This window comes from Actinoplanes cyaneus (assembly GCF_016862095.1).
Classification (GTDB): Bacteria; Actinomycetota; Actinomycetes; order Mycobacteriales; family Micromonosporaceae; genus Actinoplanes; species Actinoplanes cyaneus.
In genome coordinates, this window is record NZ_BOMH01000013.1 from 192,262 (window position 1) to 217,009 (window position 24,748).

General features: G+C 71.8%; 27 protein-coding genes. 11 read left to right on the forward strand and 16 right to left on the reverse strand.

Annotation, left to right across the window (positions count from 1 at the left end):
* Entirely contained in the window at window positions 1-822 is an 822-nt protein-coding gene (locus Acy02nite_RS08285) for an alpha/beta fold hydrolase (RefSeq protein ID WP_203739234.1), read from the reverse strand.
* 99 nt (window positions 823-921) lie between these two features.
* On the reverse strand, window positions 922-1,122 hold the full coding sequence (locus Acy02nite_RS08290) for a hypothetical protein (RefSeq protein ID WP_203739235.1): 201 nt from the start codon (window positions 1,120-1,122) through the stop codon (window positions 922-924).
* A gap of 114 nt (window positions 1,123-1,236) precedes the next feature.
* Here Acy02nite_RS08290 and Acy02nite_RS08295 point away from each other — a divergent pair, with 114 nt between their 5' ends.
* On the forward strand, window positions 1,237-1,947 hold the full coding sequence (locus tag Acy02nite_RS08295) for an alpha/beta fold hydrolase (RefSeq protein WP_203739236.1): 711 nt from the start codon (window positions 1,237-1,239) through the stop codon (window positions 1,945-1,947).
* Window positions 1,948-2,054: 107 nt separating this feature from the next.
* On the opposite strand, the gene Acy02nite_RS08300 is transcribed toward Acy02nite_RS08295, so the two are convergent.
* The 6 genes from Acy02nite_RS08300 to Acy02nite_RS08325 form a co-directional block, all read right to left on the reverse strand.
* Window positions 2,055-2,843: a GNAT family N-acetyltransferase gene (locus Acy02nite_RS08300; protein ID WP_203739237.1), complete on the reverse strand. Its 789-nt coding sequence runs from the start codon at window positions 2,841-2,843 to the stop codon at window positions 2,055-2,057.
* A 101-nt stretch (window positions 2,844-2,944) separates the two neighbouring features.
* On the reverse strand, window positions 2,945-4,213 hold the full coding sequence (locus Acy02nite_RS08305; RefSeq protein ID WP_203739238.1) for a sensor domain-containing phosphodiesterase: 1,269 nt from the start codon (window positions 4,211-4,213) through the stop codon (window positions 2,945-2,947).
* A gap of 180 nt (window positions 4,214-4,393) precedes the next feature.
* A complete protein-coding gene (locus tag Acy02nite_RS08310) occupies window positions 4,394-5,050 on the reverse strand; it encodes a response regulator (protein WP_203739239.1) in 657 nt (218 codons plus the stop codon).
* Entirely contained in the window at window positions 5,047-6,219 is a 1,173-nt protein-coding gene (locus Acy02nite_RS08315; protein WP_203739240.1) for a sensor histidine kinase, read from the reverse strand. The genes Acy02nite_RS08310 and Acy02nite_RS08315 overlap by 4 nt, the downstream gene beginning before the upstream one ends.
* A gap of 25 nt (window positions 6,220-6,244) precedes the next feature.
* The gene (locus Acy02nite_RS08320; RefSeq protein WP_203739241.1) at window positions 6,245-7,381 is read right to left on the reverse strand and encodes an alpha/beta hydrolase; all 1,137 of its coding nucleotides are present in this window, start codon (window positions 7,379-7,381) and stop codon (window positions 6,245-6,247) included.
* 141 nt (window positions 7,382-7,522) lie between these two features.
* Window positions 7,523-8,956, reverse strand: coding sequence for an MFS transporter (locus Acy02nite_RS08325; protein WP_203739242.1), 1,434 nt, complete (start codon window positions 8,954-8,956; stop codon window positions 7,523-7,525).
* A gap of 116 nt (window positions 8,957-9,072) precedes the next feature.
* On the opposite strand from Acy02nite_RS08325, the gene Acy02nite_RS08330 reads away from it, so the two are divergent.
* The 4 genes from Acy02nite_RS08330 (at window position 9,073) to Acy02nite_RS08345 (ending at window position 12,128) form a co-directional block, all read left to right on the forward strand.
* Window positions 9,073-9,651: an RNA polymerase sigma factor gene (locus Acy02nite_RS08330; RefSeq protein ID WP_203739243.1), complete on the forward strand. Its 579-nt coding sequence runs from the start codon at window positions 9,073-9,075 to the stop codon at window positions 9,649-9,651.
* Entirely contained in the window at window positions 9,605-10,315 is a 711-nt protein-coding gene (locus Acy02nite_RS08335) for an anti-sigma factor (protein WP_203739244.1), read from the forward strand. The genes Acy02nite_RS08330 and Acy02nite_RS08335 overlap by 47 nt, the downstream gene beginning before the upstream one ends.
* A gap of 86 nt (window positions 10,316-10,401) precedes the next feature.
* The gene (locus Acy02nite_RS08340) at window positions 10,402-11,055 is read left to right on the forward strand and encodes a fasciclin domain-containing protein (protein WP_203739245.1); all 654 of its coding nucleotides are present in this window, start codon (window positions 10,402-10,404) and stop codon (window positions 11,053-11,055) included.
* A 92-nt stretch (window positions 11,056-11,147) separates the two neighbouring features.
* Complete coding sequence (locus Acy02nite_RS08345) at window positions 11,148-12,128, forward strand: MsnO8 family LLM class oxidoreductase (protein WP_239174446.1); 981 nt, start codon at window positions 11,148-11,150, stop codon at window positions 12,126-12,128.
* A 28-nt stretch (window positions 12,129-12,156) separates the two neighbouring features.
* Here the strand turns inward: Acy02nite_RS08345 and Acy02nite_RS08350 are convergent, their stop codons facing one another.
* Together Acy02nite_RS08350 and Acy02nite_RS08355 are read right to left on the reverse strand one after the other, a co-directional pair.
* Window positions 12,157-12,741 (reverse strand): hypothetical protein, encoded by a 585-nt coding sequence (locus Acy02nite_RS08350; RefSeq protein WP_203739246.1) that lies wholly within the window; start codon window positions 12,739-12,741, stop codon window positions 12,157-12,159.
* A gap of 68 nt (window positions 12,742-12,809) precedes the next feature.
* Window positions 12,810-13,874 (reverse strand): magnesium and cobalt transport protein CorA, encoded by a 1,065-nt coding sequence (locus Acy02nite_RS08355; protein WP_203739247.1) that lies wholly within the window; start codon window positions 13,872-13,874, stop codon window positions 12,810-12,812.
* A gap of 175 nt (window positions 13,875-14,049) precedes the next feature.
* On the opposite strand from Acy02nite_RS08355, the gene Acy02nite_RS08360 reads away from it, so the two are divergent.
* The 4 genes from Acy02nite_RS08360 to Acy02nite_RS08375 all read left to right on the forward strand — a co-directional run bounded on the left by Acy02nite_RS08360 (window position 14,050) and on the right by Acy02nite_RS08375 (window position 17,452).
* Complete coding sequence (locus Acy02nite_RS08360; protein WP_203739248.1) at window positions 14,050-14,679, forward strand: PilZ domain-containing protein; 630 nt, start codon at window positions 14,050-14,052, stop codon at window positions 14,677-14,679.
* Window positions 14,680-15,080: 401 nt separating this feature from the next.
* Entirely contained in the window at window positions 15,081-15,875 is a 795-nt protein-coding gene (locus Acy02nite_RS08365) for a SigB/SigF/SigG family RNA polymerase sigma factor (RefSeq protein ID WP_203739249.1), read from the forward strand.
* Between the two features lie 157 nt (window positions 15,876-16,032).
* Window positions 16,033-16,725, forward strand: a complete 693-nt coding sequence (locus tag Acy02nite_RS08370) for a type 1 glutamine amidotransferase domain-containing protein (RefSeq protein ID WP_203739250.1) — start codon at window positions 16,033-16,035, stop codon at window positions 16,723-16,725.
* A 133-nt stretch (window positions 16,726-16,858) separates the two neighbouring features.
* Window positions 16,859-17,452 carry a TetR/AcrR family transcriptional regulator gene (locus tag Acy02nite_RS08375; protein ID WP_203739251.1) on the forward strand — a complete coding sequence of 198 codons (594 nt, stop codon included), beginning with the start codon at window positions 16,859-16,861 and terminating at the stop codon, window positions 17,450-17,452.
* 48 nt (window positions 17,453-17,500) lie between these two features.
* Here the strand turns inward: Acy02nite_RS08375 and Acy02nite_RS08380 are convergent, their stop codons facing one another.
* The 5 genes from Acy02nite_RS08380 to Acy02nite_RS08400 form a co-directional block, all read right to left on the reverse strand.
* A complete protein-coding gene (locus tag Acy02nite_RS08380) occupies window positions 17,501-18,568 on the reverse strand; it encodes a hypothetical protein (RefSeq protein ID WP_203739252.1) in 1,068 nt (355 codons plus the stop codon).
* Entirely contained in the window at window positions 18,561-19,094 is a 534-nt protein-coding gene (locus Acy02nite_RS08385) for a SigE family RNA polymerase sigma factor (protein ID WP_203739253.1), read from the reverse strand. Before Acy02nite_RS08385 ends, Acy02nite_RS08380 begins: the two co-directional genes overlap by 8 nt.
* A gap of 88 nt (window positions 19,095-19,182) precedes the next feature.
* The gene (locus Acy02nite_RS08390; protein WP_203739254.1) at window positions 19,183-20,208 is read right to left on the reverse strand and encodes an endo alpha-1,4 polygalactosaminidase; all 1,026 of its coding nucleotides are present in this window, start codon (window positions 20,206-20,208) and stop codon (window positions 19,183-19,185) included.
* Window positions 20,209-20,394: 186 nt separating this feature from the next.
* Entirely contained in the window at window positions 20,395-21,867 is a 1,473-nt protein-coding gene (locus Acy02nite_RS08395) for an arabinofuranosidase catalytic domain-containing protein (protein WP_239174449.1), read from the reverse strand.
* Window positions 21,868-22,123: 256 nt separating this feature from the next.
* Window positions 22,124-22,813 (reverse strand): SDR family oxidoreductase, encoded by a 690-nt coding sequence (locus Acy02nite_RS08400; protein WP_203739255.1) that lies wholly within the window; start codon window positions 22,811-22,813, stop codon window positions 22,124-22,126.
* 124 nt (window positions 22,814-22,937) lie between these two features.
* Between Acy02nite_RS08400 and Acy02nite_RS08405 the strand changes: the two genes are divergently transcribed.
* Window positions 22,938-23,351, forward strand: coding sequence for a nitroreductase family deazaflavin-dependent oxidoreductase (locus tag Acy02nite_RS08405; RefSeq protein ID WP_203739256.1), 414 nt, complete (start codon window positions 22,938-22,940; stop codon window positions 23,349-23,351).
* Window positions 23,352-23,412: 61 nt separating this feature from the next.
* On the opposite strand, the gene Acy02nite_RS08410 is transcribed toward Acy02nite_RS08405, so the two are convergent.
* A complete protein-coding gene (locus Acy02nite_RS08410) occupies window positions 23,413-24,033 on the reverse strand; it encodes a TetR/AcrR family transcriptional regulator (protein ID WP_203739257.1) in 621 nt (206 codons plus the stop codon).
* A 153-nt stretch (window positions 24,034-24,186) separates the two neighbouring features.
* Between Acy02nite_RS08410 and Acy02nite_RS08415 the strand changes: the two genes are divergently transcribed.
* The gene (locus Acy02nite_RS08415) at window positions 24,187-24,747 is read left to right on the forward strand and encodes a hypothetical protein (RefSeq protein WP_203739258.1); all 561 of its coding nucleotides are present in this window, start codon (window positions 24,187-24,189) and stop codon (window positions 24,745-24,747) included.
* Window position 24,748 lies beyond the last annotated feature (1 nt).

Sequence of the window (24,748 nt, forward strand, 5' to 3'; positions counted from 1 at the left end):
TCAGCTGAGCCAGAACGCGAGCAGGTCCTTGTCGAGCTCCTGCTGGTAGGGGCCGGCGATGCCGTGCGGCGCACCTGGGTAGACCTTGAGCTGACCGTTTTTGACCAGCTTGATCGCCTTCTCGGCGGCGTCCGCGATCGGGACGATCTGGTCGTCGTCGCCCTGCGCGATGAAGACCGGCACGTCGAGCGCCTTCAGGTCCTCGGTGAAGTCGGTCTCCGAGAAGGCCTTCACGCAGTCGTGAACCGCGGCGAAGCCGGCCTGCATGCCGAGCCGCCAGAACTGGTCACGCTGGCCCTGGGAGATCTTCGAGCCGGGCCGGTTCGTGCCGAAGAACTGCGCCGACAGGTCCTTGAAGAACTGCGAGCGGTCGGCCAGCAGCGCATCGCGGATGCTGTCGAACGCCTCGATCGGGGTGCCCTCGGGGTTCGTGTCGGACTGCACCATGACCGGCGGGACCGCGCCGACGGTGGCGACCTTCACCACCCGGCCGACGCCGTGCCGGGCCGCGAACCGGACCGCCTCGCCGCCGCCGGTGGAGTGGCCCACGACGATGAGGTCACGCAGGTCCAGCGCGCGGACCAGGGCGTCCAGGTCGGCGGCGTAGGTGTCCATGTCGTTGCCGTACCAGGTCTGCGACGACCGGCCGTGCCCGCGGCGGTCGTGCGCGATGGCACGGAAGCCGTTGTCCGCGGCCAGCTTCATCTCGACGTCCCACGCGTCGCTGCTGAGCGGCCAGCCGTGACTGAAAATGATCGGCTGGCCGGTGCCCCAGTCCTTGTAGAAGATCTCGGTGCCGTCGTCGGTGGTGATGTAGGGCATGACTGCGCTTCTCCTCCGGTGCGTGCCGTGGGACGGTCCCGCGATCGATCGCTCCGGGTCGAAGGATGCCGCCGTCGGCGAGCGGCGGCATCCGCCGTTCTACTGCCGCGCCGGGTTCGCCGAGGCCGGAAGGCGGCCCACCTCGGTGATCCGGTCGTGCAACGCCAGGGACGTCTTGCTGACGCCCGGGCCGCCGCTGATCGGGATGATCGGTGGCGCGGCGGCCCGGCGCGGCTCGGCGTCCCGGCCGGTGAAGTCCGAGACGAGCCGGGGGAGGAGCAGGCCGCCGGTCCGGATCACCGGTGGCCCACGACTCGCCCGGGGCCCGGACGAGCGGTCGGTTGACGGACGGCACGGACCCGGCGGCGGGCCACGCTTGCCCCGTAACCCGGCCGGCTCATCGAAGGAGCAACAATGTCCGCCACCCCCACCGTCGTCCTCGTGCACGGCGCGTTCGCCGACGCGTCCAGCTTCGCCAAGCTGATCCCGGAGCTGCTGAACAGCGGCATCAAGGTCATCGCGCCGGCGGTGCCGAACCGCAGCCTCACCGGCGACGCCGCCTACATCGCCTCGATCGTCCGCCAGCTCGACGGCCCGGTGCTGCTGGTCGGCCACTCGTACGGCGGCGCGGTCATCACCGTGGCCGGCGCCGAGGAGAACGTGAAGGGCCTGGTCTACCTCTCCGGCTACGCCCTCGCCGAGGGGGAGAGCCTGGGCCAGCTGCAGGGCGGCTTCCCCGACTCCGACCTGGCGCAGGCGCTCGTCTACACCAAGTTCCCGGTGCCGGGCGCCGAGGACGGCACCGACGTCTCCGTCGACATCGAGAAGTTCCCGGCCGTCTTCGCCCACGACGTCGACCCGGAGCTCGCCCGGATCCTCGCCGTCTCGCAGCGCCCGCTCACCGCGCTCGCGTTCGGCGAGCCGGCGCCGGTCGCCGCGTGGAAGACGACGCCGTCCTGGGGCGTCGTGTCCAGCTCCGACCACACCATCAACCCGGACGTGGAGCGCTTCGGCTACCAGCGCGCCGGTGCGAAGGTCACCGAGATCGACTCGTCGCACCTGGTGATGCTGTCGCACCCGAAGGAGGTCGCGGACATCATCCGTGAGGCCCTGGCCGCCATCTGACCACGGTGATCGCCCACTGCCCGCGCGAATCGCGCGGGCAGTGCCGTTCCCGGCTACGGGGCGCGGCGCCGGGCGGCTTCGAGGGGCGCGGCGCCGGGCGGGCTCGGCTAGCGCGGCGGCGTCCAGTGGTAGTGCGTCGACGTGGTGATCTCGTGGAAGCCGGCCCGGCGCAGGATGGGCGCGCTGTCCGGGGATGCGTCCACGTGCAGCAGCCGGAAGCCGCGTGCGACCGCCTCCCGCGCCCGGGCGGCGAGCATCGCGCGGTAGAGGCCGTGCCGCCGCCAGTCCGGCAGCGTGGTGCCACCCAGCAGCGCGACGAAGTCGGTGCCCGGGTGGTACAGCGACCACGCGGTGCAGACGATCCGCTCGCCGGCCTCGGCGACCAGGACGGTGATCTGGCCGGGATCGGCCGCCACCCGGGAGATGAGGTCGCCGGAGACCCAGGAGCCGTCGATGCCCCACACCAGCGACTGGTGGTCGCCGACGCGGCGCAGGTCCTCCTCGCTCGTGACCTGCCGCAGCTCGACACCGCCGGGCAGGACCGGGTCGCCGGCGACCTCCGCGGCGACGCCGATCAGCACCGTGGACGGCCGCTCCGCCACGAAACCGGCCGCGACCAGGCGCTCCGGAAGCTCCGCGGGGAGGTCGTGGGCCCGCAGCTTCCATTCGACGCCCTCACCGCGGGCCTGGAAGTAGTCGCGCTGGCGGGCGATCAGACGGTCCAGGCGGGCGCCGCTGACCCCGACGTCGCGCGGCGCCCGGAGACGCCCCACGTACCCGCCGACGATCCGCAGGAGCGGGCCGTCGTGCTCGTGACGCACGCCGGCCGGGACGGCGCCGGGTGGCATGCGCATCTGCGTGTCGTAGGCGGTCAGCAGGGCCGCGGTGTCCACCATGGTCACATCGTGCCGGATCAGCCTGCCGGGCGGACACCCCGCCCGGGCCGTCAGCCGCCCAGCGCCGTCTGCTGCCCAGAGCCGTCAGCCGCCAAGGGCCGTCATCCGCCCGGCGTGAGGCGTCCGATCATCGCGTGCGCGGCCGACGTGACCAGGGCGCGGTCGTAGGTGACGACGAACTCGAACTGCCGGTCGGCGTCCGGCCCGGTGTCGCCGAGGTCGCGGGCCATGAGCGCGGCGGCGGTGTGCGCGCCGAGGACCACGACGGTCCATTCGGTGGCCAGCGGGTCGTGGACGGCCAGGTTGCCGCCGCGGACCCCGGGCGCCGGCTCGCCCGGCATGTCGACGCCGAACGCGGCGACGAACGGCAGCGTGGCGGCCAGATCGGTGAACCGCCGGACGGTCGACGGACGGAAGAACTGGACGTGCTCGAACGCGGCGAACAGCACGGGCGGCACCGCGGCCTGCTGGGCCATCAGTTCCAGCGTCTTCGACAGCGGCACGAGCAGGTGCTTGGGCGCGTGCCGGATGTGCCGGCCGGCACCGACCGACTCGTACGGGGTGGCCCGCAGGCTCGCGCCGATCGGGCGGGCGGCGAACCGTTCGGGCCGGAACGTGCTGGGCGTGAACTCTCGCTCGCCACGCCCCCACAGCCAGCCCTGACCCAGCGTGGCGCCCAGCACCATGGCCCGGGTCAGGTCCTCCGGGGTCTCGATGCCCTCGGCGACGACCTCGGCGCCGGCCTGCTCGGCGTAGGCGCGCACCGCGCCGGCCACCGTCACGGTCACCGGGTCCTTGACGGTGCGCAGCAGCTTCAGGTCGAGCTTGACCACCTCCGGCCGCAGCAGCGGGATGAAAGCGAGCGACTCGGGGTGCACGCCCACGTCGTCCAGGGCGATGGCGCAGCCGGCCGCCCGCAGCTTCTCCGCGCCGGCCAGGACACCGGCCAGGTCGTCGGCGAGCGCCCGCTCGGTGATCTCGACGACCACCTGCACGTGCCGGGCGCGGTCGGCGACCGCCTCCAGCAGCACGTCGAGGCGCCGGGTCAGCGTGGTCGGCTCGACGTTGACGAACAGGGTCACCGGCCGTCCCTGCGAGAACGCCGCGGCGTCGGCCAGCGACGTTCGCAGCGACGCCCGTTCCAGGTCGGCGAGCCGGCCGAGACGGCTGGCGGCGTGCAGCAACTCCATCGGCGACTGCCAGACGGTGTTCGCCGGCCCGCGCAGCAGCGCCTCGAAGGCCAGCACCGCGCCGCTGTCGACATCGACGAAAGGCTGGTAGACGCAGTGCAGCAGCCCCTCGCTGAGCACCTCGTCCAGGCTGATCTGTGACCCGCCGGCCGGGCCCTGACGCATATCGACGACACCCATGTCAGCCCCTTCGGCACGCGCCGCGCGGACTTGAGCGGCAGCGGCAGGAGCATCCGGGCCGGCGGAACCGGCTCACCGGCGGCGGGGGTGGCGCCGGCGCACCTCGGACCGGCGACGGTCCGGACGGACCTGGTCGAGCGCGTCACCGCGGGCCGCGACGCGCGGCTGACCGGGCGGTTCTCACCTGCGGGGGAGCAGACCGGTGCGATAGGCCCAGACCACCGTCTGTACGCGATCACGGACGCCGATCTTGGTCATCGCACGGCTCAGATGGCTCTTCACGGTGCTGATCTCGACCACCAGTTCGGCGGCGATCTCGGCGTTGGACAGGCCGTCGGCCAGCAGCCGGACGATCTCGGCCTCCCGTGCGGTGAGCGGCACGTCCGAGCTGGTCGCGGTCGGCGGGGCGGCCCGGCGGCGGGCGAACTCGGTGATCACGCGCCGGGTGACCGCGGAGTCGACCATGCCCTCGCCGGCGGCGAGCCGCCGGATCGCGTCGAGGAGACTGTCGACGTCGGTGTCCTTGAGCAGGAAGCCGCTCGCGCCGGCCTCGAGCGCGCCGAAGACGTACTCGTCCAGTTCGTAGGTGGTCAGTACCAGTACCTCGGGCGCCGGGTCCAGGGTGCCGGTGATCTCGGCGGTCGCGGTCAGGCCGTCGCCGCCGGGCATGCGCACGTCCATGCAGACCACGTCGGGCCGGAGCACGCGGGTCATCCGCACCGCCTCGGGGCCGTCGGCGGCCTCACCCACCACCGTGATGTCGTCGGCCATCTCGATGAGGGAGCGGAACCCGGCGCGCAGCATCGGCTGGTCGTCGGCGAGCAGCACGGTGATCACGCGTCGTCACCCGCCCGCGGGACGGTGAGCCGGACGCGCCAGCCGCCGTCACCGGCCGGCCCGGCATCGAGCGCGGCCCCGATCAGCGAGGCACGTTCCCGCATGCCGCGCAGGCCGAAGCCGCGATGCGCGCGGTCACGCTGGACGGGTGGGCGGGCAGCCGGCCCGTTACGGATCTCCATCGTCGTCCCCGCCTCCCGATAGGCCAGCGTGATCGTCACCGGTGCGCCGGGCGCGTGGTCGCGCGCGTTGGTCAGCGCCTCCTGCGCCACCCGGTAGAGCGCCAGCTCCACGGCCGGGTCCTGGGCGCCGGGTTCGCCGTCGACGGTCAGCACGGCCTCGCCGCCGGACACCAGCCGGTGGATCATCGCAAGGCCGCTGCCGTCGGGCAGGTGCGGGTCCTCGCCCTCGCCGTCGCGGAGCGCGCCGACGATCTTCCGCAGGTTGTGCAGGGCGTTGCGGCCCTCCTCGCGGACCGCGGCGGCGTGCCGCCCGGCCGCCGCCGGGTCACGGTCCAGCAGCCGCTCGACCAGCGTCGCCTGCACGATCAGGGAGGTGAGGTGATGTGCGGCGACATCGTGCAGCTCACGGGCGGTCCGGGCGCGTTCGGCGGTCAGCACCGCCTCGGTCCTGGCCCGGTGCGCCTGCGCGTCGGCGTCGGCCCGCGCCGCGACCGCCTCGGTGTAGCGGCGGCGCATGCTCACGTGCGCGCCGAGCAGCGCGGCGCCGACGTAGAGCAGCAGCGACAGCGTGAGGTGCAGCGCGATCCGGGCCAGGTCCAGCGCCGGATCGGGCAGCGGAGGCGGGCTCAGCAGGGCGTACCCGCCGATCTCGACGGCCGCGGTGAGCACCGCGAGGGTGATGGCGGTGCGCGCCCGCAGCAGCGTGCCGCAGGTGTAGACCGCGACGGCGAGTCCGGCGCCGCGCACGCCGGTGCCGTCCGGTGCGGCGGCCGAGATCGCGATCTGCAGCACCAGCATCAGCGTCACGCACCACAGCGGGCTGACCCGGCGCAGGCAGATCAGCAGCGTCTGAGCCGTCATCAGCACCAGGACGGGCGCGCGGTCCACGCCGGGCACGCCGTCCCGGCCGGCGAGCCAGAGGAGCATCGCGGTGAGCGGCACGGCCGCCACGGCCGGCACCCCGTCCCGGATCAGTCTGCTGCGCATCGCGATGCTCCTCGTCCCGGGCCGGTCAGCGGTGTGCGGAAAGCCAGGTGGTGATGTCACGCAGCACCGCCGGGTCCGGGTTGCCGGGCGCCGGCTGGTACTCCGGCGTGACGTTCATCAGATGACTGACGCCGGGGTACGTGATCAGGGTGTGGTCGGGGTTGCCGGCCGCGGCGAGCGCGGCGTCGGCGACGACAGCGCCACGGACCACGGTCTGAATGTCGGTCTGACCGTTCAGCAGGAGCACCGGACCGTCGTACCGGGGAAGGGTCTGGCTCGGGATCTTGAAGCGGGTGAGGTCGGTGATGTACTCGGCGAGGCGCGCGGACGTGCCCGGCAGGTTCGGGAACTGGTCGAAGCCGACAGCGGCGTGCACGACGGGTTCGATCTCCGCGTCGATCGCCAGGACACCGTCGTGGTCGGCGTCGGTGGCCGGATCGGTCAGGATCGCGCGGTACTGCCCGGCCGCCTCGGCGGGCTGGCCGATCAGGCCGTTCGTCACCTCGGCCGGGGTCAGGCGGCCGTCACCGTCGGCGTCGAACTCCTCGTGCAACTGGCCCAGCGTGCGGCCCACCGCCTGGTAGTAGAGGATCTCCCGCGGGGTGCCACCGACCACGCCCATGGCGACGACCCCGGCCGGCTTCGCGATGCCGTACGCGCGCGGGTCGGCGACCAGGTTCCCGGCGACCTGAGTGCCCTCGCTGTGGCCGAGCAGGAAGACCCTCGCCGGGTCGGCGTGCTTCGAGGACGCGGCGAACCGGACGGCCGCGGCCGCGTCGCGTACCGTCTGCTCGTAGGGCTTGTCGAAGTCCAGGAAGACGGGGTTGTCGCTGAGCTTAGGCCCGACGCCGACCACGCCGCGCTTGTTGAAGCGCAGCACCGCGAAGCCGCCGCGGTTCACCGCCTCGGCCACCGACTTCAGCGTCGCCACGCCCGGGGCGAGGGTCTGGTCCATGTCGTTGCGGCCGCTGCCGTGCAGCAGCACCACCACGGGCAGCCGGCCCCTCGCGCCCTTCGGATAGGTGAGCTCGCCCGATGCTTGCCAGCCGCCGTCCATCGGGATCGTCACGGGCTCATGGACGATCCTCGTTCCGCCGCCGGACGGCTGCACGAGCGGCACCAGGCCGATGGCGAGCGCGGCGGCGATCTTCTTCACCAGCATGACGTACCCCTTGATCGGTGTCGTTGTGACACCTGAGAGCCTGCCGCCGGGGCGGGGGCGCGCACATCCGGCGCGGGCAGGAAGTACGGCTTGCGACCTCCGGGGGAGGCGGACCGCCGCGCGGAGGACACCGCCGGCGGATCAGGACGACATGGGGGCCGCCGCGGGCTCGCCGACCGGCTGCTCCTCGCGGGAGACGCCGGGCAGGAACGCGGCCAGCACCACCATCACGGCCGCCACGATCACGATGCCGATGAAGATCCGATGTACGGCAGTGGTCAGCCCCGCCGCCGTCACCGCGCCCGAGCCCAGCACCGCGTTCGCGACCGCGCCGAACACCGCCACGCCGAGGGCGCTGCCCAGCGAGCGCAGGAAGATGTTGTTCGCCGTGACCACGCCGCGTTCCGACCAGCCGACGCTGGACTGTGCCGCGATCAGCGTGGGTGACGCGGTGAGACCCATGCCCAGGCCGATGATCGCGCAGAACCCGGCCACCTCCAGCACGCTCGAGTGCCGCCCGAGCAGGAGCAGCAGCGCGGACCCGGCGAACACCAGCGCGGTGCCGGCCAGCGCGCACACCCGGAAGCCGAATCGCAGGTAGATCCGGCCCGCCTGGCTCGCCGAGACCGGCCAGCCCAGGGTGAGCGCGGCGAGCGCCAGCCCGGCCACGAGCGGCCCGGCGCCGAGAGCCTCCTGCGCGTACGTCGGCACGTACGAGCTGAGCGCCATCAGGATGGCGCCGATGCCGACGGAGAGCTGCCCGCTGATCACCAGCAGGCGCCGGCGGAAGATCCAGAGCGGCAGGACGGGCTGGGCCGCCGTACGCTCGGTGAATCCGAAGGCGATGAGCAGCAGCGCGCCGAGTCCGAGGATCGCCACACTCGCCGGAGAAGCCCAGCTCCAGGCCTGACCGCCCTCGAGGACGCCGAGGACGACCAGCGTCAGCCCGAGCGTGAGCAGGACCGAGCCGCGGTAGTCGATGACCGGGCGGGCGCGGTCCCGGCGCTCGTGGAACTTGCGCATGATCATCCAGGCGGCGAGCAGGCAGAGCGGGATGTTCACGAAGAAGATCCAGCGCCAGCTGACGTACTCGCTGAAGACACCGCCCAGGGTGGGGCCGACGACCGAGGAGACGCCCCAGACGCTGGCGACGTAGCCCTGGACCTTGGCGCGTTCCCGCACCGAGTAGAGGTCGCCGACGATCGTGATGGTGGTGGGCTGGATCGCCCCGGCGCCCAGCCCCTGCACGACGCGGAAGGCGATGAGCATCCAGATGTTCCACGCCGCGCCGCAGAAGATCGAGCCGAGCAGGAAGAGCGCGATGCCGAAGAGGATGACCGGCTTGCGGCCGAACATGTCGTTGAGCTTGCCGTAGACCGGCACCGACACGGCCTGCGCGAGCAGGTAGATCGAGAACAGCCAGGGGAACTCGTGGAAGCCGCCGATGTCGGCCACCACCGACGGCACAGCGGTCGCGATGATCGTCGAGTCGATCGCGATGAGGCCGGTCGCGAGCATCATCGCGCCCAGGACCGCGCCCCGGTCGCCGCGCAATCCGATTCGGTTGTCCGCCATTTCCGTCACCATAATCGCCGGGCGCGGCGGGTGGTCGCGCGGGCGTGGCGCAGGTGCAACCATTCGGGCCACTCGGAGCGAACCATGGGGAGGACCTACGTGCGGGAGGGAGGTCGATGAGCTCCGACGACGAGCTCGCCGGGCGGTTGCGCGCCGGCGATCAGGCAGCTCTGCGGGTGGCGTACGAGCGGCACGGCGCCGCCGTGCTCTACCTGGCTCAGCGGCTGCTGGGCAATCGGGCTGACGCTGAGGACGTCACCCAGGTGACGTTCGTGGCGGCGTGGAACGGCCGGGACAGCTTCGATCCGCAGCGTGGCACCATGCTCGGCTGGCTGCTGGGCATCGCGCGCCGCAAGGCCGTCGACCGCCTGCGATCGGCGGCACGGGACGAGAAGAAGGCCGAGACGGTACGGGCGCAACCCGCGCCCGTGCAGGCCGTGGAGACGCCGGAGCGCATCGTCGACCGGCTCGTGGTCGCCGACGAGCTGGACCGGCTGCCGGCCGAGCAGCGGCGCACACTGGAGCTGGCGTTCTTCGACGATCTCACCCATCCACAGATAGCGGCGGTCACCGGACTGCCGCTCGGTACGGTCAAGAGCCATATCCGGCGCGGAATGGCGAACCTGCGACGTCGTTGGGAGGTGGACGGTGCAGCACTTGGATCCCGATCGGCTGATTCTTCTCGCGCTCTCTGAAGAACTCGAGGAGCTGACCGAATCCGATCACCTGGCGACCTGCCCGGACTGCCGGCACGAGATGCGGGCCCTGCGGGACGTCGCCGGGATCGGCTCCGAGGTGCAGGACCTGCGGGACCTGCCCGCGCCGCCGGAACACGTCTGGCACGCCGTGGTGGAGGGCATCGCCGCCGCACCGGCTCCGGTTGCCGACCTGACGGAACACCGGGCGCGTGTCCGCCGTCCGCGGTCCCGCTGGCTGGTGCCGGTGCTCGCGGCGGCCGCGGCCGCGATCGTCGCGGTGGCCGGCACGGTGGCCGTCGACAGGTTCACCGGCCGCGCGCCGGACGAGCAGGTGACCGCCCGGGCCACGTTGAACCCGCTGGCGACGGTGCCGGCGAGCGCGGGCGGTGACGCGCTGGTCCTCGCCGACGGGCAACTGCGCATCGACGTCCGCAATCTGCCGCTGACCACCGGTTTCCACGAGGTGTGGCTGCTCGACCCGGACCAGCCGGGGAAGATGGTGGCGCTCGGGAACCTGCCGGGCACGCCGGAGGCGGTGCTGCCGCTGCCGCCGGGCACTGACCTGAACCGCTACCGCGTGGTCGATGTCAGCGACGAGCCGCACGACGGCGACGCCGCGCACTCCGGCAACAGCCTGCTGCGCGGAACTCTCACGAGATAGCTGCATCCACGGGCGACCGGCCGGGCGAAGTACGGGGTGGTGGCACCGACGCCACCACCTCCGTACCCCGGAAAGGACGCACGACAATGAGGATCACCCGAGCCGGCCGGCGGGCCGCCGCCGTAGCCACCGCCGCGATCGTCGCCTCCGCCCTCTCCACCGCCCCGGCCGCCGCACACACCAAGACCAAGCCGCTGGGGACGAAGTCGCTGGCCGCGGTGCTGACCGCGGACAAGAGCGGATTCGACCGCAACGGCCACGACTACGACATCCTGGCGGCCGCGGTCCAGGCCGTGCTCAAGGCCAAGCCGGCCAGCCCGGTCAAAGTGCTGACCGACGGCCGGACGGCGCTGACCGCGTTCCTGCCCAACGACCGCGCGTTCCAGTTGCTCGTCGCGGACATCAAGCACAGCAGGCGCCTGCCGGGCGAGAAGGCCGCGTTCACCGCGGTCGCCGGCCTCGGCATCGACACCGTCGAGACGGTGCTGCTGTACCACGTGGTCCCGGGCGCGACCGTCGACCGCAGGGCCGCGCTCAAGTCCGACGGCGCCAAGCTCAAGACCGCCACCGGTGCGTCGGTCAAGGTCGACGTCTACGGCCGCTGGCACAAGCGCGTCGCGCTGATCGACGCGGACCGCAGCGACCGTAACCCGCGCGTCAACCGGTTCGACATCAACAAGGGCAACAAGCAGATCGCGCACGGCATCGACCGGGTGCTGCGCCCGATCGACCTGCCCTGACGCCGAGGGGATGGGACGCGGGCGCGGCAGGCGTCCGCGTCCCGTCCCCGTACCCGGGAACAAGGCCCTTCCCGGAGAACGCTGCACCTTTCGTGATCAATGCTGAGCCCCGGCTCTCCCTGCTGGACCGCTCCCGCACCCGGGTGGGTGAGCCCGATGCGGCGGCGCTGCGCGGCAGCGTCGCACGCGCCGTCGACGCCGAGCGGCTCGGTTACCACCGGTTCTGGGTCGCCGAGCACCACGGCGTGCCCGGGATCGCCGGCGCCGCCCCGGCCGTCCTGCTGGCCGCTGTCGCCGGCGCCACGACGACGGTCCGGCTCGGCTCGGCCGGCGTGATGCTGCCGCACCACCAGCCACTCGTCGTCGCCGAGCAGTTCGCCACCCTCTCCGCGTTCGCGCCGGGCCGGATCGATCTGGGCCTGGGCCGCTCGCCGGGGTTCACCGCGCCGGTCCGCCGGGCCCTGCGGCAGACCGATCGCGACTTCGCCGCCGATCTGGCCGAGCTGCGCGACTTCCTCACCGGTGCCGCCGAGATCAGCCTGCATCCCGAACCGGACCGGAGCATTGCGATGTACGTGCTGGCCACCGGATCCGGGCTGCCGATCGCCGCCGAGCTGGGCCTTCCGGTGATCGTCGGCGGCCCGCTCCTGCGCGAGGGCGGTGAACGGGCGCTGGCCGACTACCGGCGCGCCTTCCGCCCGTCCCCGCAGCAGCCCGAGCCGTGGGTGGCGATCAGTCTCGACGTGCTGGTCGCCGACACCGACGCCGAGGCCGCCGAGCTGCTGCTGCCGGAGGCGTGGGCGATGGCCCGGAGTCGTACCACTGGCGTGTTCCCGCCCCTGGAACCGGTGGCCACGGCCCGGTCGGCGGCCCGGACCGCGCGGGAGCAGTGGTACGTCGAGGAGACCGTGGCGGCCGCGGTCACCGGCTCGCCGGCCCGGGTGCGGAGCCGCCTCACCGAGCTGATCGACCGCACCGGCGCGGCCGAGCTGGTCGCCGCCGGCAGCACCTTCGACCGGGACGCCCTGCGTGCCTCGGACGCGGCGCTGGCCGCGATGTTCGGCGAGGGGTGACCGGACGCTCCGGCGTTCCGGAGAACCGTCAGGGCCCGGGCGGATCGGTGATTCCGGCCCGGCCGTGCCGCAGGCGGGTCTCCTCGCGGAGCAGCTGCTCGAGACGGGCCTCCGCGCGCCGTCGCGCTGGATGGCCCGGCGTCCGGCTCCCGTTCACGGCCCGCAGCCGGGTGGCCTGCCGGGCGAGCCGGCGCAGGCGGTGCTCGGCGAGCCGGTCGGCGTGCAGGGCGATCCACCCGCAGAGCAGCGCGAGCGGGATCTCGATCACCGCGGCGGAGACGACGGCCGTCGTCAGCCCGGCCCGGTTCGACAACGTCACGTCGAACCACGCGTCGACCACCAGCAGGGTGGCGGTCGACGCGGCGAACAGCCCGACCCGCTGCCGGCCGCGCCACGCCGTGTACGCCGTGGCCAGCAGCCCCAGCACCAGCAGCACGTCGAAACCCACCCAGGCGGTCCGGTAGTTGCCGATCTCCATCCGCTGCGGCAGCGTCAGCGACAGGTAGACGGTCCACGGGATGGTGGCCACGCCCAGCAGCGCGAGCACCGGCGCCACCCACGCCGGGGCAGGGCGTCGTGGCAGTCCGGTCACCGGGGTGTCGGTCTTGCTCATGCGTCGAGCATGCCAGGGTCACAGGCCTTCCCGCGTACGCCGTGAGCCCGCCCCCGCCGCGGGCGGGGTCACAGCCAGCCGGCCCGGCGCAGCAGCCAGTAGAGGACGGTGGCGCCGAGCGCGATCAGCAGCATGGCGTCCGCATAACCGTGCCGCCAGGTCAGCTCGGGCATGTCGGCGAAGTTCATGCCGTAGACGGCGCCGATCGTGGTCGGCACCGCGGCGATCGCGGCCCACGAGGCGATCTTGCGCATGTCGTCGTTCTGCTCCAGCGTCAGCTGGGTGAGCCGGGCCTGCAGCAGGGCGTTGACCACGTCGTCGAAGCCGATCACCTGCTCCATGACGGCGGTGTGATGGTCGGCCACGTCCCCGAGGTAACGACGGATCCCCTTGGGCATGTCGGCGACCCGCTTGTCGAGCAGGGCGATCATCGCCCGGTGCAGCGGCACCACTGCCGCCTTGAACTTCATCAGCTGGCGTTTGAGCTGGTAGATCTGCTCCACCGACACCGGTTTCCCGGCCGCGAACACGGCTGCCTCGGTCAGGTCGATGTCGGTCTGCATCGCGGCCGCGGTCTCGACGAAGACGTCGACGAGGTGGTCCAGGATCGTGTAGGCGACCGCCCACGGCCCCTGGGCCGGCAACTCCGGCTCGGCGTCCAGGCGGTCACGCAGCGAGCTGAAGTCCATGACGCTGCCCTGCCGCACCGTGATGACGAAGTGCGGCCCGACGAAGAGGCGGACGAAACCGGTGCTGACGATCTCGCTGGTGGCCATGATCCGCTCGTGCTCGACATACCGAGCGGCGCGGACGACGAGGAACGCCACCTCCTCGTACCGCTCGAACTTCACCCGCTGCTCACGGTGCAGAACGTCCTCGACGGGCAGCGGATGCAGGCCGAACACCTCGGCGACCCGGGCCAGCGCAGCCTCGGTCGGCTCGTGCAGGCCGAGCCAGACGAACCCGCCGTCATGCTCCTGGGCTTTCGCGTGCAGCTCCGCCAGATCGGCGGCCGAGCCGGGGCTCTCCACCGCGAACCCGTCGACGAACAGGTCGCAGCCGACGATCGCCGTGTGGTCGGCGCGTCGCTGGCCGGGTGGCCGCGGCGGTTGCCAGGCACGTCGGGCGTCCAAGATTGCGCACCTCCCGCCGAAGCGTACTTCGGCGGTCCGGCCTGCCCGGAGCGGCCGTTCCGGCGAATCCGGCCCCGGCCTTCATCTCCGCCGCGAGCTGCCGATATTCAGGCGGCATGGACAGCGGACCCCCGGGCGACTCGCGCGGGAGTCACCGAGAAGGGACGGGCACGTCATGAGCGCGACGTTGGAGCAGCCGCAGCCGTGGGCTGTGCCCATGGTCAGTGTGTCCCTCGGCGGCGGTGAGGCGCGCACCTGCCGGGTCACCCGGCAGGCGGACGGCACCCTGCGCCTCGGGCTGACCGGTTTCGCGATGGTCGGCGTCGACGCCACGCTGCTGTGGACGCAGAACAACCGCGGCTGCAGCATCGACGGGACGGTGATCGCCTCGCCGGCCGGCAGCCTGCCAGGGGTGTACCTGCGGGTGGACGGGGCAGCCGGGGGCATTCAGCGGCGGCGCACCGAGCGGATGCAGGTGCACCTGCCGGTCGCGGTGCGGCTCCCGTCCGGGCAGCTGTTCCCGGGCCGGACGGTCGACCTGTCCGCCGGCGGCGCGCACGTGACCGTCGACCTGGACGAGGTGAGCGACGACTCGCTGCTCCGGCTCGTCGAGGACCTGGAACGCGACGCTCAGATCGATGTCCAGGTCGGGCTGCCGGACGGGCCCGCCTGGTTCACCTGCCAGGTGCGGGCCGGCGGCGACGAGCCCGGCGACGTGCGGCTGCTCTTCGTCAACGTGGACCCCGCGGTCCGCGCGCGGGTCGACCGCTTCGTCAAGACCGGTGCGCCGGCCCCCGTCAGCTGACGCCCCGAGACACGGCTCAGCCGTGGCCGCCCGATCGTGGCAGATGTCAAAGGTTGCACACTGCAAGGTCCGCGGGAGAAGGGGCCGCTGTCGCACGGCTTCAGTCGCTGATCGTCGCCGCCTGACCGGATCGGGAGATCCGCGGGTGCAAACATGTCCGCATGCAACCATCTGCTGACCCGGCTCCGGCGCGGCCGTGCAGGCGCTGATGCTGGCCAGCCGGGCGTTCGCGGGCATCACCGCCCGGTCCCTGGCAGCGGTGGAGTGGTGACAGTCGAACGGGTGGTTTCCGGGACCGCCCCTTGTGGGGAAGTAGGGACCCGCGCCGAGCGACAGGCGGCCACCACGGCCGCCGATCACCGCCTCGCCCGGCGCGGTAGCCGACCACAGGGAGTGCCCGTATGACTGTCATCGCTGACACCGCCACCCGCACCGACGCTTCGGCGAGCACCGACCGGGCCAGCGAGCTGATCAACGCCATGGCGGTCCTGCCGGCCGGCCACCCGTCGCGACCGGGCCTGCGGGAGCGGGCCATCGAGGCGTGGCTGCCCCTGGCCCGGCACCTGTCCCAGCGGTACGCCAACCGGGGCGAGCCGCGCGACGATTTGTACCAGGTCGCCGTGATGGGGCTGATCAAGGCCGTCGACCGGTTCGAGACCGACCGGGGCGTCGACTTCAGCGGTTTCGCGATCCCGACGATCGTCGGCGAGCTCAAGCGGCACTTCCGCGACAAGACCTGGTCCGTGCGGGTGCCGCGGCGCCTGCAGGAGCTGCGCCTGGCCATCACCTCCGCCAACAACACGCTGGCACACACCCTGGCCCACGCTCCGACGGTCGCCGACATCGCCGCCTTCCTCGACATCAGCGAGGACGAGGTGATCGAGGGCCTGGAAGGGGCCCGCGCCTACAACTCGACGAGCCTGTCCACGCCGATGAACGAGAGCGGCACCGAGCTCGGCGACACCCTCGGCGGCGAGGACACCGGGTTCGCCGAAGCCGAGCGGCGCATCCTGCTCGCCCCGGCCCTGGCCGGCCTCGACGAGCGCGAGCAGAGGATCGTCAGCCTGCGCTTCTACGGCAATCTGACGCAGCAGCAGATCGCCGAGCAGATCGGGGTCTCCCAGATGCACGTCTCCCGGCTGCTGACCAAGGCTCTCGCCAAGCTCCGCCGGCAGCTGGACGACGCCACCGTCTGATCGGGTCGCCCCAGCCCCAGCCCCAGCCCTAGCCCTCGATCTGATCGGCCGCCCGCGTGACGTGGGTCATCAAGGCTCGGCTTGCCGTCTAGTAGACCAGTCGTCTACTGTTCTGGATGTGGCCGAGCGGACCGCACGGCCGAAAAGGGGTTCCGAGATGAACGTTCTGGTTGTTCTGACCTCGCACGACGAGCTGGGCACGACGGGTCGTAAGACCGGTTTCTGGCTGGAGGAGCTCGCGGCGCCGTATTACCGGCTCAAGCAGGCCGGCGCCACGATCACGCTGGCCTCGCCGAAGGGCGGGCGCCCGCCGCTGGACCCGAAGAGCAACGAGCCGGGATTCCAGACCGACGACACCCGCCGGTTCGAGGCGGACGCGGAGGCGTCGGCCGCGCTGGACTCGACGGTCGTGCTGAGCACGGTCGACCCGGCCGACTACGACGCGGTGTTCTACCCGGGCGGGCACGGCCCGCTGTGGGATCTGGCCGAGGACAGCGACTCGAGGAACATCATCGAGACCACGCTGCGCTCGGGCAAGCCGGTCGCGCTGGTCTGCCACGCGCCGGGGGTGCTGCGGCACGTCACCAACGAGGACGGCTCGCCGCTGGTGCAGGGGCGCCCGGTCACCGGGTTCGCCAACACCGAGGAGGAGGGCGTCGGCCTGACCGAGGTGGTGCCGTTCCTCGTCGAGGACGTGCTCAAGGCCAACGGCGGCGTCTACTCCAAGGGCCCGGACTGGGGCTCCTACGTGGTGCGCGACGGGCTGCTGATCACCGGTCAGAACCCCGCTTCGTCGGCCGAGGCCGCCGATGTGCTGCTCGCGCTGCTCGACGAGCGCGCCACCGCCTGACCGTGTCATCCTTCTGGCCGGGCCGGCCGTGCGGTCGCCCGGCCCGGGACACCTTTACCAATCAGGGTGGACGTCATGCCGGTGCCGCGCCCATGAGTAGCCGACCGGTCTAATCGAAGCGTAGGCTGATGTCATGGCGACCAAGAACCTCAACCGCGACACGCGTACGGACCTGTTGCTGGCCGCTGAGCGGTTCTTCGCGCACAAGGGTTATGCCGCAGTCGGGATCAACGAGGTGCTGTCCAGCGCCGGCGTGCCGAAGGGCTCGTTCTACCACTACTTCAGCTCGAAGGACGCCTTCGGCGAGGCCGTGATCGAGCGTTACTTCGAGCAGTACCTGGCGGAGATGGACGAGATCCTGAGCGCGCCCGATCAGGACTGGGCCACCAAGATCCTGGCCTACTTCGCGTCCTGGCGCGCCTCGCAGAGCTTCGGCGACTGCGAGGGCAAGTGCCTGGCCGTCAAGCTGGGCGCGGAGGTGGCGGACATGTCCGAGCCGATGCGACTGGCCCTGAAAGCCGGAACGACGAAGATCGTCGACCGCCTCGAGCGCGCCATCATCGGGGCCGCCGCCGACGGGTCCTCGCCGTTCACCGGGGATGCCCGGGCGACCGCCGACGCTCTCTACCAGCTCTGGATGGGGGCCAGCGTCATGGCCAAGGTGCAGCGGAGCCTGGCTCCCGTGGACACCGCGGCCGCGGTGACCCGCCAACTGCTCGGCATCTGAGAGCGACCCCCGGAACGCCGGCCCTGTCACGAGGGCCGGCGTCCGCTGTCACTCCGGGTCGGAACGGTTCAGGACGTGCACACCCTCGGCGTACCGGAGCAGATCGGTGTCGCTGACGGTGAGCCCGCCGCCGACGGTGATCTGCAGCGTGGCGTCCCAGTCCGGGACGTCGACGGAGAGGGTCACCTGGCCGGGCCGCCGGGTCAGCACGGCGTCGCGCCCGCCGACCTTCCGGTTGACGCCGGCGAGCTGCTGCCGTTTCCGCAGCACCGTGCTGAACTCGCCGCCGGCCGGCGAGCGGAAGACCATCCGGGACGCGGTCACCGTCGTGGTCGCCAGGCCGCCGGGACTCAGCTCGAGATCGAAGGGCGGCGCCACGGCTACGGCGGCGGCCGTCATCGATTCGGCGAGCGCCACCACCTGATCCGGCGTGTACGTGTCGTCGGTGGCCACCTGGATCCACCGGCCGGACGACTCCTTCCAGTACAGGATCAGCTGCTTCGCGGGTGCCACGTCGACGGTCCGCAGCGTGCCGGCGTGCCCGCGGACCTGTTCCGGGGTCCGCGCCGCGGTGGTGGTGAAGACCGGTTCGCTTGCCGAGACCGTGACCGTGACGTCCGCGTGGTGGCGGGTCTCGGTGGCCTCGAAGAAGGCGACCGGGTCGCCGTCGTCCATCGACGCGACCGGCGCGCTCAGCCCGTCGGTGGCCGGCAGGGTGTACGGGAACACCGGCGCGGTCCACCCCTTGCTCAGCGTCACCGCGCCGGCCGTGGACGAGGTGTGCGCGGAGGGCGGCGCCGACGAGGGCCGGTTCGGGGGCCGGCTGCTCGCCGCGGGCGACGGCGACGCGGCCGGGCCGGAGGGCGTGGCGGTCACGGCCGGGCGCGACGCGGCCGGTGGCAGGTCCGGCCGCGGCCGGGTGGCCAGCATGGTCACGACCGGGATGCCGGCGACGACCACGGCCGCGGCGGCGGACACCGCGGTGACGGTGACCAGCCGGCGCCTGCGGTACCGGCGGGACCGGTCGTGCACGCTGCCCAGCAGGCCGGCCTCGGACGGGGCCGCACCGGCGGCGTCGTGCAGCGTCTCCGCGAGCATGCGGTTCAGGTCATCCATCGCCACCGGCTCCTCTCTGGCTCAGGGTGGTCCGCATCTGGGCGAGCGCGCGGGCGGCCTGTGACCGTACCGTCGACTTGCCGCACCCCAGCAGAGCGGCGATCTCCTCGTCCGGCAGGTCGCAGTAGAACCGCAGGACCAGGACGGCTCGCTGCGACCGGGGCAGGCCGCGCAGCAGTTGCCACATCTGGTCACGGGCCAGGACTCGGTGCTCGGGCGCGTCGGACGGGGCCGGTTCGGGCACCTCGGCGAGGACCGCCTCCCGGTACGCGCGGCGCCGCCGCCACGACAGGAACTGCCGCACGATCGCGGTCCGGACGTACGCCTCGGGGTTGTCCATGGCGGTGATCCGATCCCAGCGGCGGTGCAGCCGGGCCAGCACCTCCTGCACGAGATCCTCGGCCAGGTGCGCGTCGCCGGAGAGCACGTACGCGAACTTCAGCAGCGCGCGGCCACGACCGGTGACGAACTCGTCGAAGTCGTCGGTGCGGCCGGGGGAGGGGGCTGTCGATCTGTCGGTGGTCATCGTGGCCTGTTCGCCTCGACGCCGGAGACCTCCGGACGCCTGGTGGGCGCCGGAGGTCTCGGGGGCGTTGCGGAATCGGGACAGCGGTTCAGCACGCCTCGTGGACGTACGACCCGGATCCCGGGGTGGTGACGTCGACGTCGCGCAGCACGATCGACAGGCGGCTGCCGAAGGAGTTGCACGCCTTGGTGAAGCCGCTGCGCGAGTACTCGATCACGATCACATTGTTCCCGTACGAGGCGGTGTACGCGCCGCACTCGTCGTACTCGGCGCACTCCTCGGCGACGGCGAAGTCGAACCCGATCTTCTTGACGTTGGCGCTGCTCAGGTCGGCGGTGTTCTTCTGCCCGACGGCGAGGCCCTTGGCGTGTGCGCGGGTGGCCAGCGAGGTGGCGTACGCGATCGCCTGGGTCTGGGTCAGAAGGCCCTTGGACCGGGTGTACGAATCCAGGTTGTCCGGCTCGACGGCCTTGTAACCCTTGGCCGCGCACTGGTCCATCCAGCCGCCCACGACGCCGGTCAGGGCGGTGCGCTTGGCCTCGGTGGAGAAGTCGAGCATCGGCTCGTCCCAGTCCTCGTCGATCACGAGGTTGCCCTTGGCGTCGCGCAGCAGCAGGTCGGGGTGGTTGGTCTTCCACCACGACTCGGCGCCGGGCTGGGCCTGGAAGGCGTTGACGTAGCAGATGTTGTAGATTCCGGCGGCCGGAGCGGCCTCGCTGTCACGGCTGACCACGGTGACGCCGGCCGGCGGGGTGTAGGCGCCGCCGATCTGGTAGTCGAACGTCGCGTTGGCCGGTGGCGGCGTCCACGAGCCGGCCTTGGCGGTGGCGGTGGCCGTGGCCGGCGCGGACGCGGCGGGGGAGGCCGGAGCGCTGGTCCCGGCCGGAGCCGGCCGTGCGGAGGTCGCGGCCGGGGAGACCGGGCTCACCGCGGGGGAGGCCTTCGCAGGAGCGGTCTTCGGGGGAACGCTCTTGGTCGGATTGCCCCGGTTCGGGTTGGCGTTGTGCCAGGGGGCGCGCGTGCCGGCGCTCGCCGTGCCGATGCCGGCGCCGAGAGCGGCGAGCACGACGGCCGTCATGGTGAGCCCCACCTTGAGCCTGCGGCTGGCTGCCATTGATGTGACTCCTCGCGTACTGGGGGAAGGGTTCCTCCCTATGAACGCGATGGGCCGGCGTGGTTGCTGCCGTCCTCGCGAACTTTCTTCGCCGAGGCGCGGCGAGCGGTCTGAGTCCTACGCCAGGACCGGGCCGCTCCCGAGCCGGCGGCAGCACCGCCGGCCGTCCGGAGCGGCCCTGCCTGATCAGCGGTAACCGGCGGCGACGATGTTCGCCTGCACGGCGTTCTCGGTGGCGTCCGACGGGTAGCCGGCGACCATGGCGCCCTCGTAGAACGTGCCGGCGCTCTGGTTGGCGCCGCCGTCGGGCTTGCAGCAGTCACCACCGCTGCCGAGCACGATCGCGCCCTGCTTCTTCATCGGGCTGTAGCCGGGCGGCAGCGAACCGTCCCACAGGGTGTAGAGGCTGCCGCTCTGCGCGTTGCTGCCCTTGATCGCGAAGCGGGAGGTCCCGTTGTTCTTCAGCGTCGCGGTCACGAACTTGCTGGTGAACGCACGCTGGTTGGCGTTCCACGAGCTGCTGCCGCCGGGGAACAGGCCCCACTCGAGGTCGGCCTGCACCCACGGCCCGGAGCCCGAGCAGCCGCCGAACCAGCAGCTCGTGCCGAAGTAGATCGCGTCCATGGCGCCGGCGGCGTCGGCCTTGCGGGTGGTCTCGCTGTTGCCGTAGTCGAAGCAGCAGCCGCTGTTGACGTGGGTGCCGCTGGTGACCATGTACATGCCCTCGGGTGCGCTGCCGGTCGGGACCCCGGTCAGGTGCCCGTCGCGCCAGTAGCTGTTGCCCGGGTTGATGTAGAGCGAGTACGCCTTGGCGCCGCCGACGCTCAGCGACTCGGTCGTCGCCACCGCCGGCCTGCTCTGCGGTGAGCCGGGAACGGCCGCCGACCCCTGGTACCAGAGGTCGTTGCCGCGCCCCGACTGGTCGTAGAGGACGGTGACGACACAGGTGGTGCCGGCGCAGAAGGAGTCCTGGCTCGCGGCGTCGGCCGCCCCGCCGCTGAGGGCGCCGATCGCGCGGGTGCTGTTGTCGGAGCTGCGCCGCACCTGGTAGAGGTTGCCGCGGTAGGAGCTGTAGAGCGCCCGCACGGTGCTGTGCGCCGCGACGCACGGGGTGCCGCCGGCGGCGTAGAGGTCACAGGGCCCGCCCGTGGTGCCGCCGCCCGGTGTGACCTGGGCCCACTGCTGGTTCGCCTGACCGTTGCAGGCCCACAGGATCACCCTGGTGCCGTTGGCGGTGCCGGCCGCGTTGGCGTCCAGGCACAGTCCGGACTGCACGCCGGTGATCGTGCCGTTGGCGTTGACGTTCCACTGCTGGTTGGCCTGGCCGTTGCAGTCCCAGATGACGGCGGTGGTGCCGTTGGCGGTGCCCTGCCCGGAGGCGTCCAGGCACTTGCCGCCGTACACGGTCAGTTGTCTGCCGCTGGTCCAGGTCCAGGACTGGCCGGTGGCGCCCGAGCAGTCGTACAGCTGAGCCTGCAGGCCGTTGGTGGTGGCGGAGTTGGGCACGTCGAGGCAGCGGCCCGACTGGCCGCCGACGATCCGGGTGGCGGTGCCGACGGTGGCGGCCACCGCGGCGCTTCCACCGGTGCTGACGATCCCGCCGGTCAGCAGCAGGCTCGACACGGTGGCGAGGACGATGCGAAACGATCGTTGGGTCACGGGGATTGCTCCTGGGGGAGAGCCGGGTAATACGTCGTACGTTAGAAGTGCAATAGGTTTGCGTCAATGTGTTGAGATGCGTTTCCCGACGCTTTCCTTGCACTTCTCCCGTACGGCGACGACTCGCTGTGAGCAGCCCTTATAACACTTCGGAGAGGCGAATACCGGCAATTGACAAATGAGCACGACGAAATGGCGTGACCCGCCATGCGCGGCGTGATGGTGCGGCGGGCGCCTGCTCGGCGCGGCCGTGTTCCTAGCCGAGGGTGTAGAACTTGCTCGGGTCCGCGGCGAGCGACGCCTTGACCGTGGCGCTCCACTCGTCGGCCACGACCTCGATCAGGTTCTGCTCGACACCGTCGAGGGCGGCCCTGACGATGACCGCGGGGTCCGCTTTCGGACCCTGGTAGCCGGCCATCATGTCGGTGTCCGCGGCGCCCAGATGCAGTCCGGTCACCAGGGTCTTCTGCGCGGCCAGCTCGAGGCGTACGCCGTTGGTCAGGTTCCACGCGGCGGCCTTGGCGACGCCGTACGCGCCGGCGCCGTCGATGTTGAACCACGACAGCGCGGACAGCACGTTGAGGATCGCGCCGCCGCCCAGCCGTGGCGCGAACGCGCGGATCATGCCGAGCGTGCCCCAGAAGTGGGTGTCCAGCTCGAGCCGGATCTTGTCGAGGTCGCCGGTGACCAGCTTCGCGTTGGTCGAGACGCCGGCATTGTTGATCAGCAGCGTCACGTCGGTGGCGATCTCGGCGGCCGCGGCGATCGAGGACGGGTCGGTGATGTCCAGGCGCAGCGGCTCTGCGCCCGGGATGTCGATCAGCTCGGGGCGGCGGGCGGTGGCGTACACCTTGGTCGCGCCGCGCTCGAGCAACTGCTGGGTGAAGTGGCGGCCGAGACCGCGATTCGCGCCCGTGACCAGGGCGACTGCTCCGTTGATCTGCATACGTCCACGGTAGGACCTGACGTTGATGTCAGAGGCAACTCGTGCGACGGAGGTCACCTGGGTTCAGCCCCGCGTGGTCCGCGGGGCAGAACCTCGCGGCCGAACCCCTGGGTAGGGTTTCGGCATGAGCGACTTCAATGACTGGAACTCCAAGATCATCGATGAGTTCCGGGCCAAGGGTGGCAAGGGGCTCGCCCAGTTCGGCGACGCGCTTCTGCTCCTGCACCACACCGGCGCCCGCAGCGGGGTGGAGCGGGTCAGTCCGCTGGCCTACTTCGACGACGGTGATCGCCTGGTGATCGTGGCGTCGAAAGGTGGTGCACCGCAGAATCCGGACTGGTTCTACAACCTCAAGGCCCATCCCGACACGAAGATCGAGGTCGGCACCGAGACCAGGGCGGTCCGGGCCGCCGAGATCGCCGGTGACGACTACGAGCAGACCTGGGCGCGGGTGACGGCGGCGATGCCCGGCTTCGCCGACTACCAGACGAAGACCACTCGTCGCATTCCGCTGGTCGCCCTGCACGGCGTGGAGTAATCCGGCCCGCCCGGACGACTTGGTGCGTCCGGGCGGTCTCCGGCCCTCGTGACGGCCGGCCCTACCGAACCGGCTGCGCGGACTCGGCCGCCTGGCGTTCCGTGTTGATCCGCAGGAGCCCCTCGACCCCGCGCAGGAACGTCTCGGCCACCAGCTGCGGGTCGTAGAGGCATCCGGCCGCCATGGCGCCGTCGCGGAGCATCACGAAGTGGCGCGCGGCGGGATCCGCTGTCTCCTCGTGCACCTGCGCCATCAGCGCGGTCAGCGTGTCGAGGAACCATTGCCGGTGGGCGATGATCTCGCGGTGCACGGGATGATCCCTGTCCGGGTACTCCGCGGCGGCGTTGAGGAAGGCGCAGCCCCGGAAACCGGGGGACTGGATGCGCGCGGCGATGGCGGCGGCGATGCCCGTCAGCAGCTCGACCGGCGACCTGCCGGTGGCGGCCAGGGCCGCGTCGACCTGGGCCCGATCCATGCGATGGACCTCGCGAAGATAGGCCAGGATCAGATCCTCCTTGCCCGGGAAGTGCCGGTAGAAGGTTGCCCGGGTCACCTTCGCCTCGGCGATGATCCGGTCGACGCCGACGGAGTGGATCCCCTCCGTGTAGAAGATCCTGGTCGCGGTCGTGAGGAGCCGGGTTCGCGCCTCGGAGGGCCGGGGTTCGGTGTCGCCGCGCGTCATCGCCCCATCGTAGCGACAGAACGTTCACTCTGCCGAGCCGGAGCAGCCCACAGTTAGATAGAACGTTCGGTCTTGACAGGTCGAGCGCGACGGCATCATGCTGGCTCGTGACAGAACGTTCGGTCTCTGTCAGTCTCGATCGAAGGGGTCATCGTGACCACCACCGCTGCTCCGTCCGGCATCGCCCGGACGGCCTCCGCGCTGCGCCGGCTGTACTTCATCCGATTCGCGTTCGCGATCGTGTGGGCCGTCGTGGCGATCACCACCGCGAAGGAGATCAACCCGCTCACGGTGACGCTGTTCGTGCTCTACCCGCTCTTCGACGTCGGCGCCGCCGTCTACGACCTGCGCTCGTCACGGACCACCGGCTCGCCGGCCCTGCTCTACGTCAACATCGCGGTCAGCCTGCTCACCGCCATCGGCCTCGGCGCCGCCGCGGCGTCCGGCATCCCGGCGATGCTGCGGGTCTGGGGCGCCTGGGCGATCGTGGCCGGCCTGGTCCAGCTGATCGTGGCGGTCCCGCGTCGCAAGATGGGTGGTCAGTGGCCGATGATCGTCAGCGGTGGCATCTCGGTGCTCGCCGGCGGCTCGTTCATCGCCGGCGCCTCCGCGGACCACCCGGCGCTGACGAATGCGGCCGGCTACGCCGTCCCCGGCGCCGTCTTCTTCCTCATCGCCGCCATCCGTCTCGGCCGCGCCGCGAAAGGCAACTGAT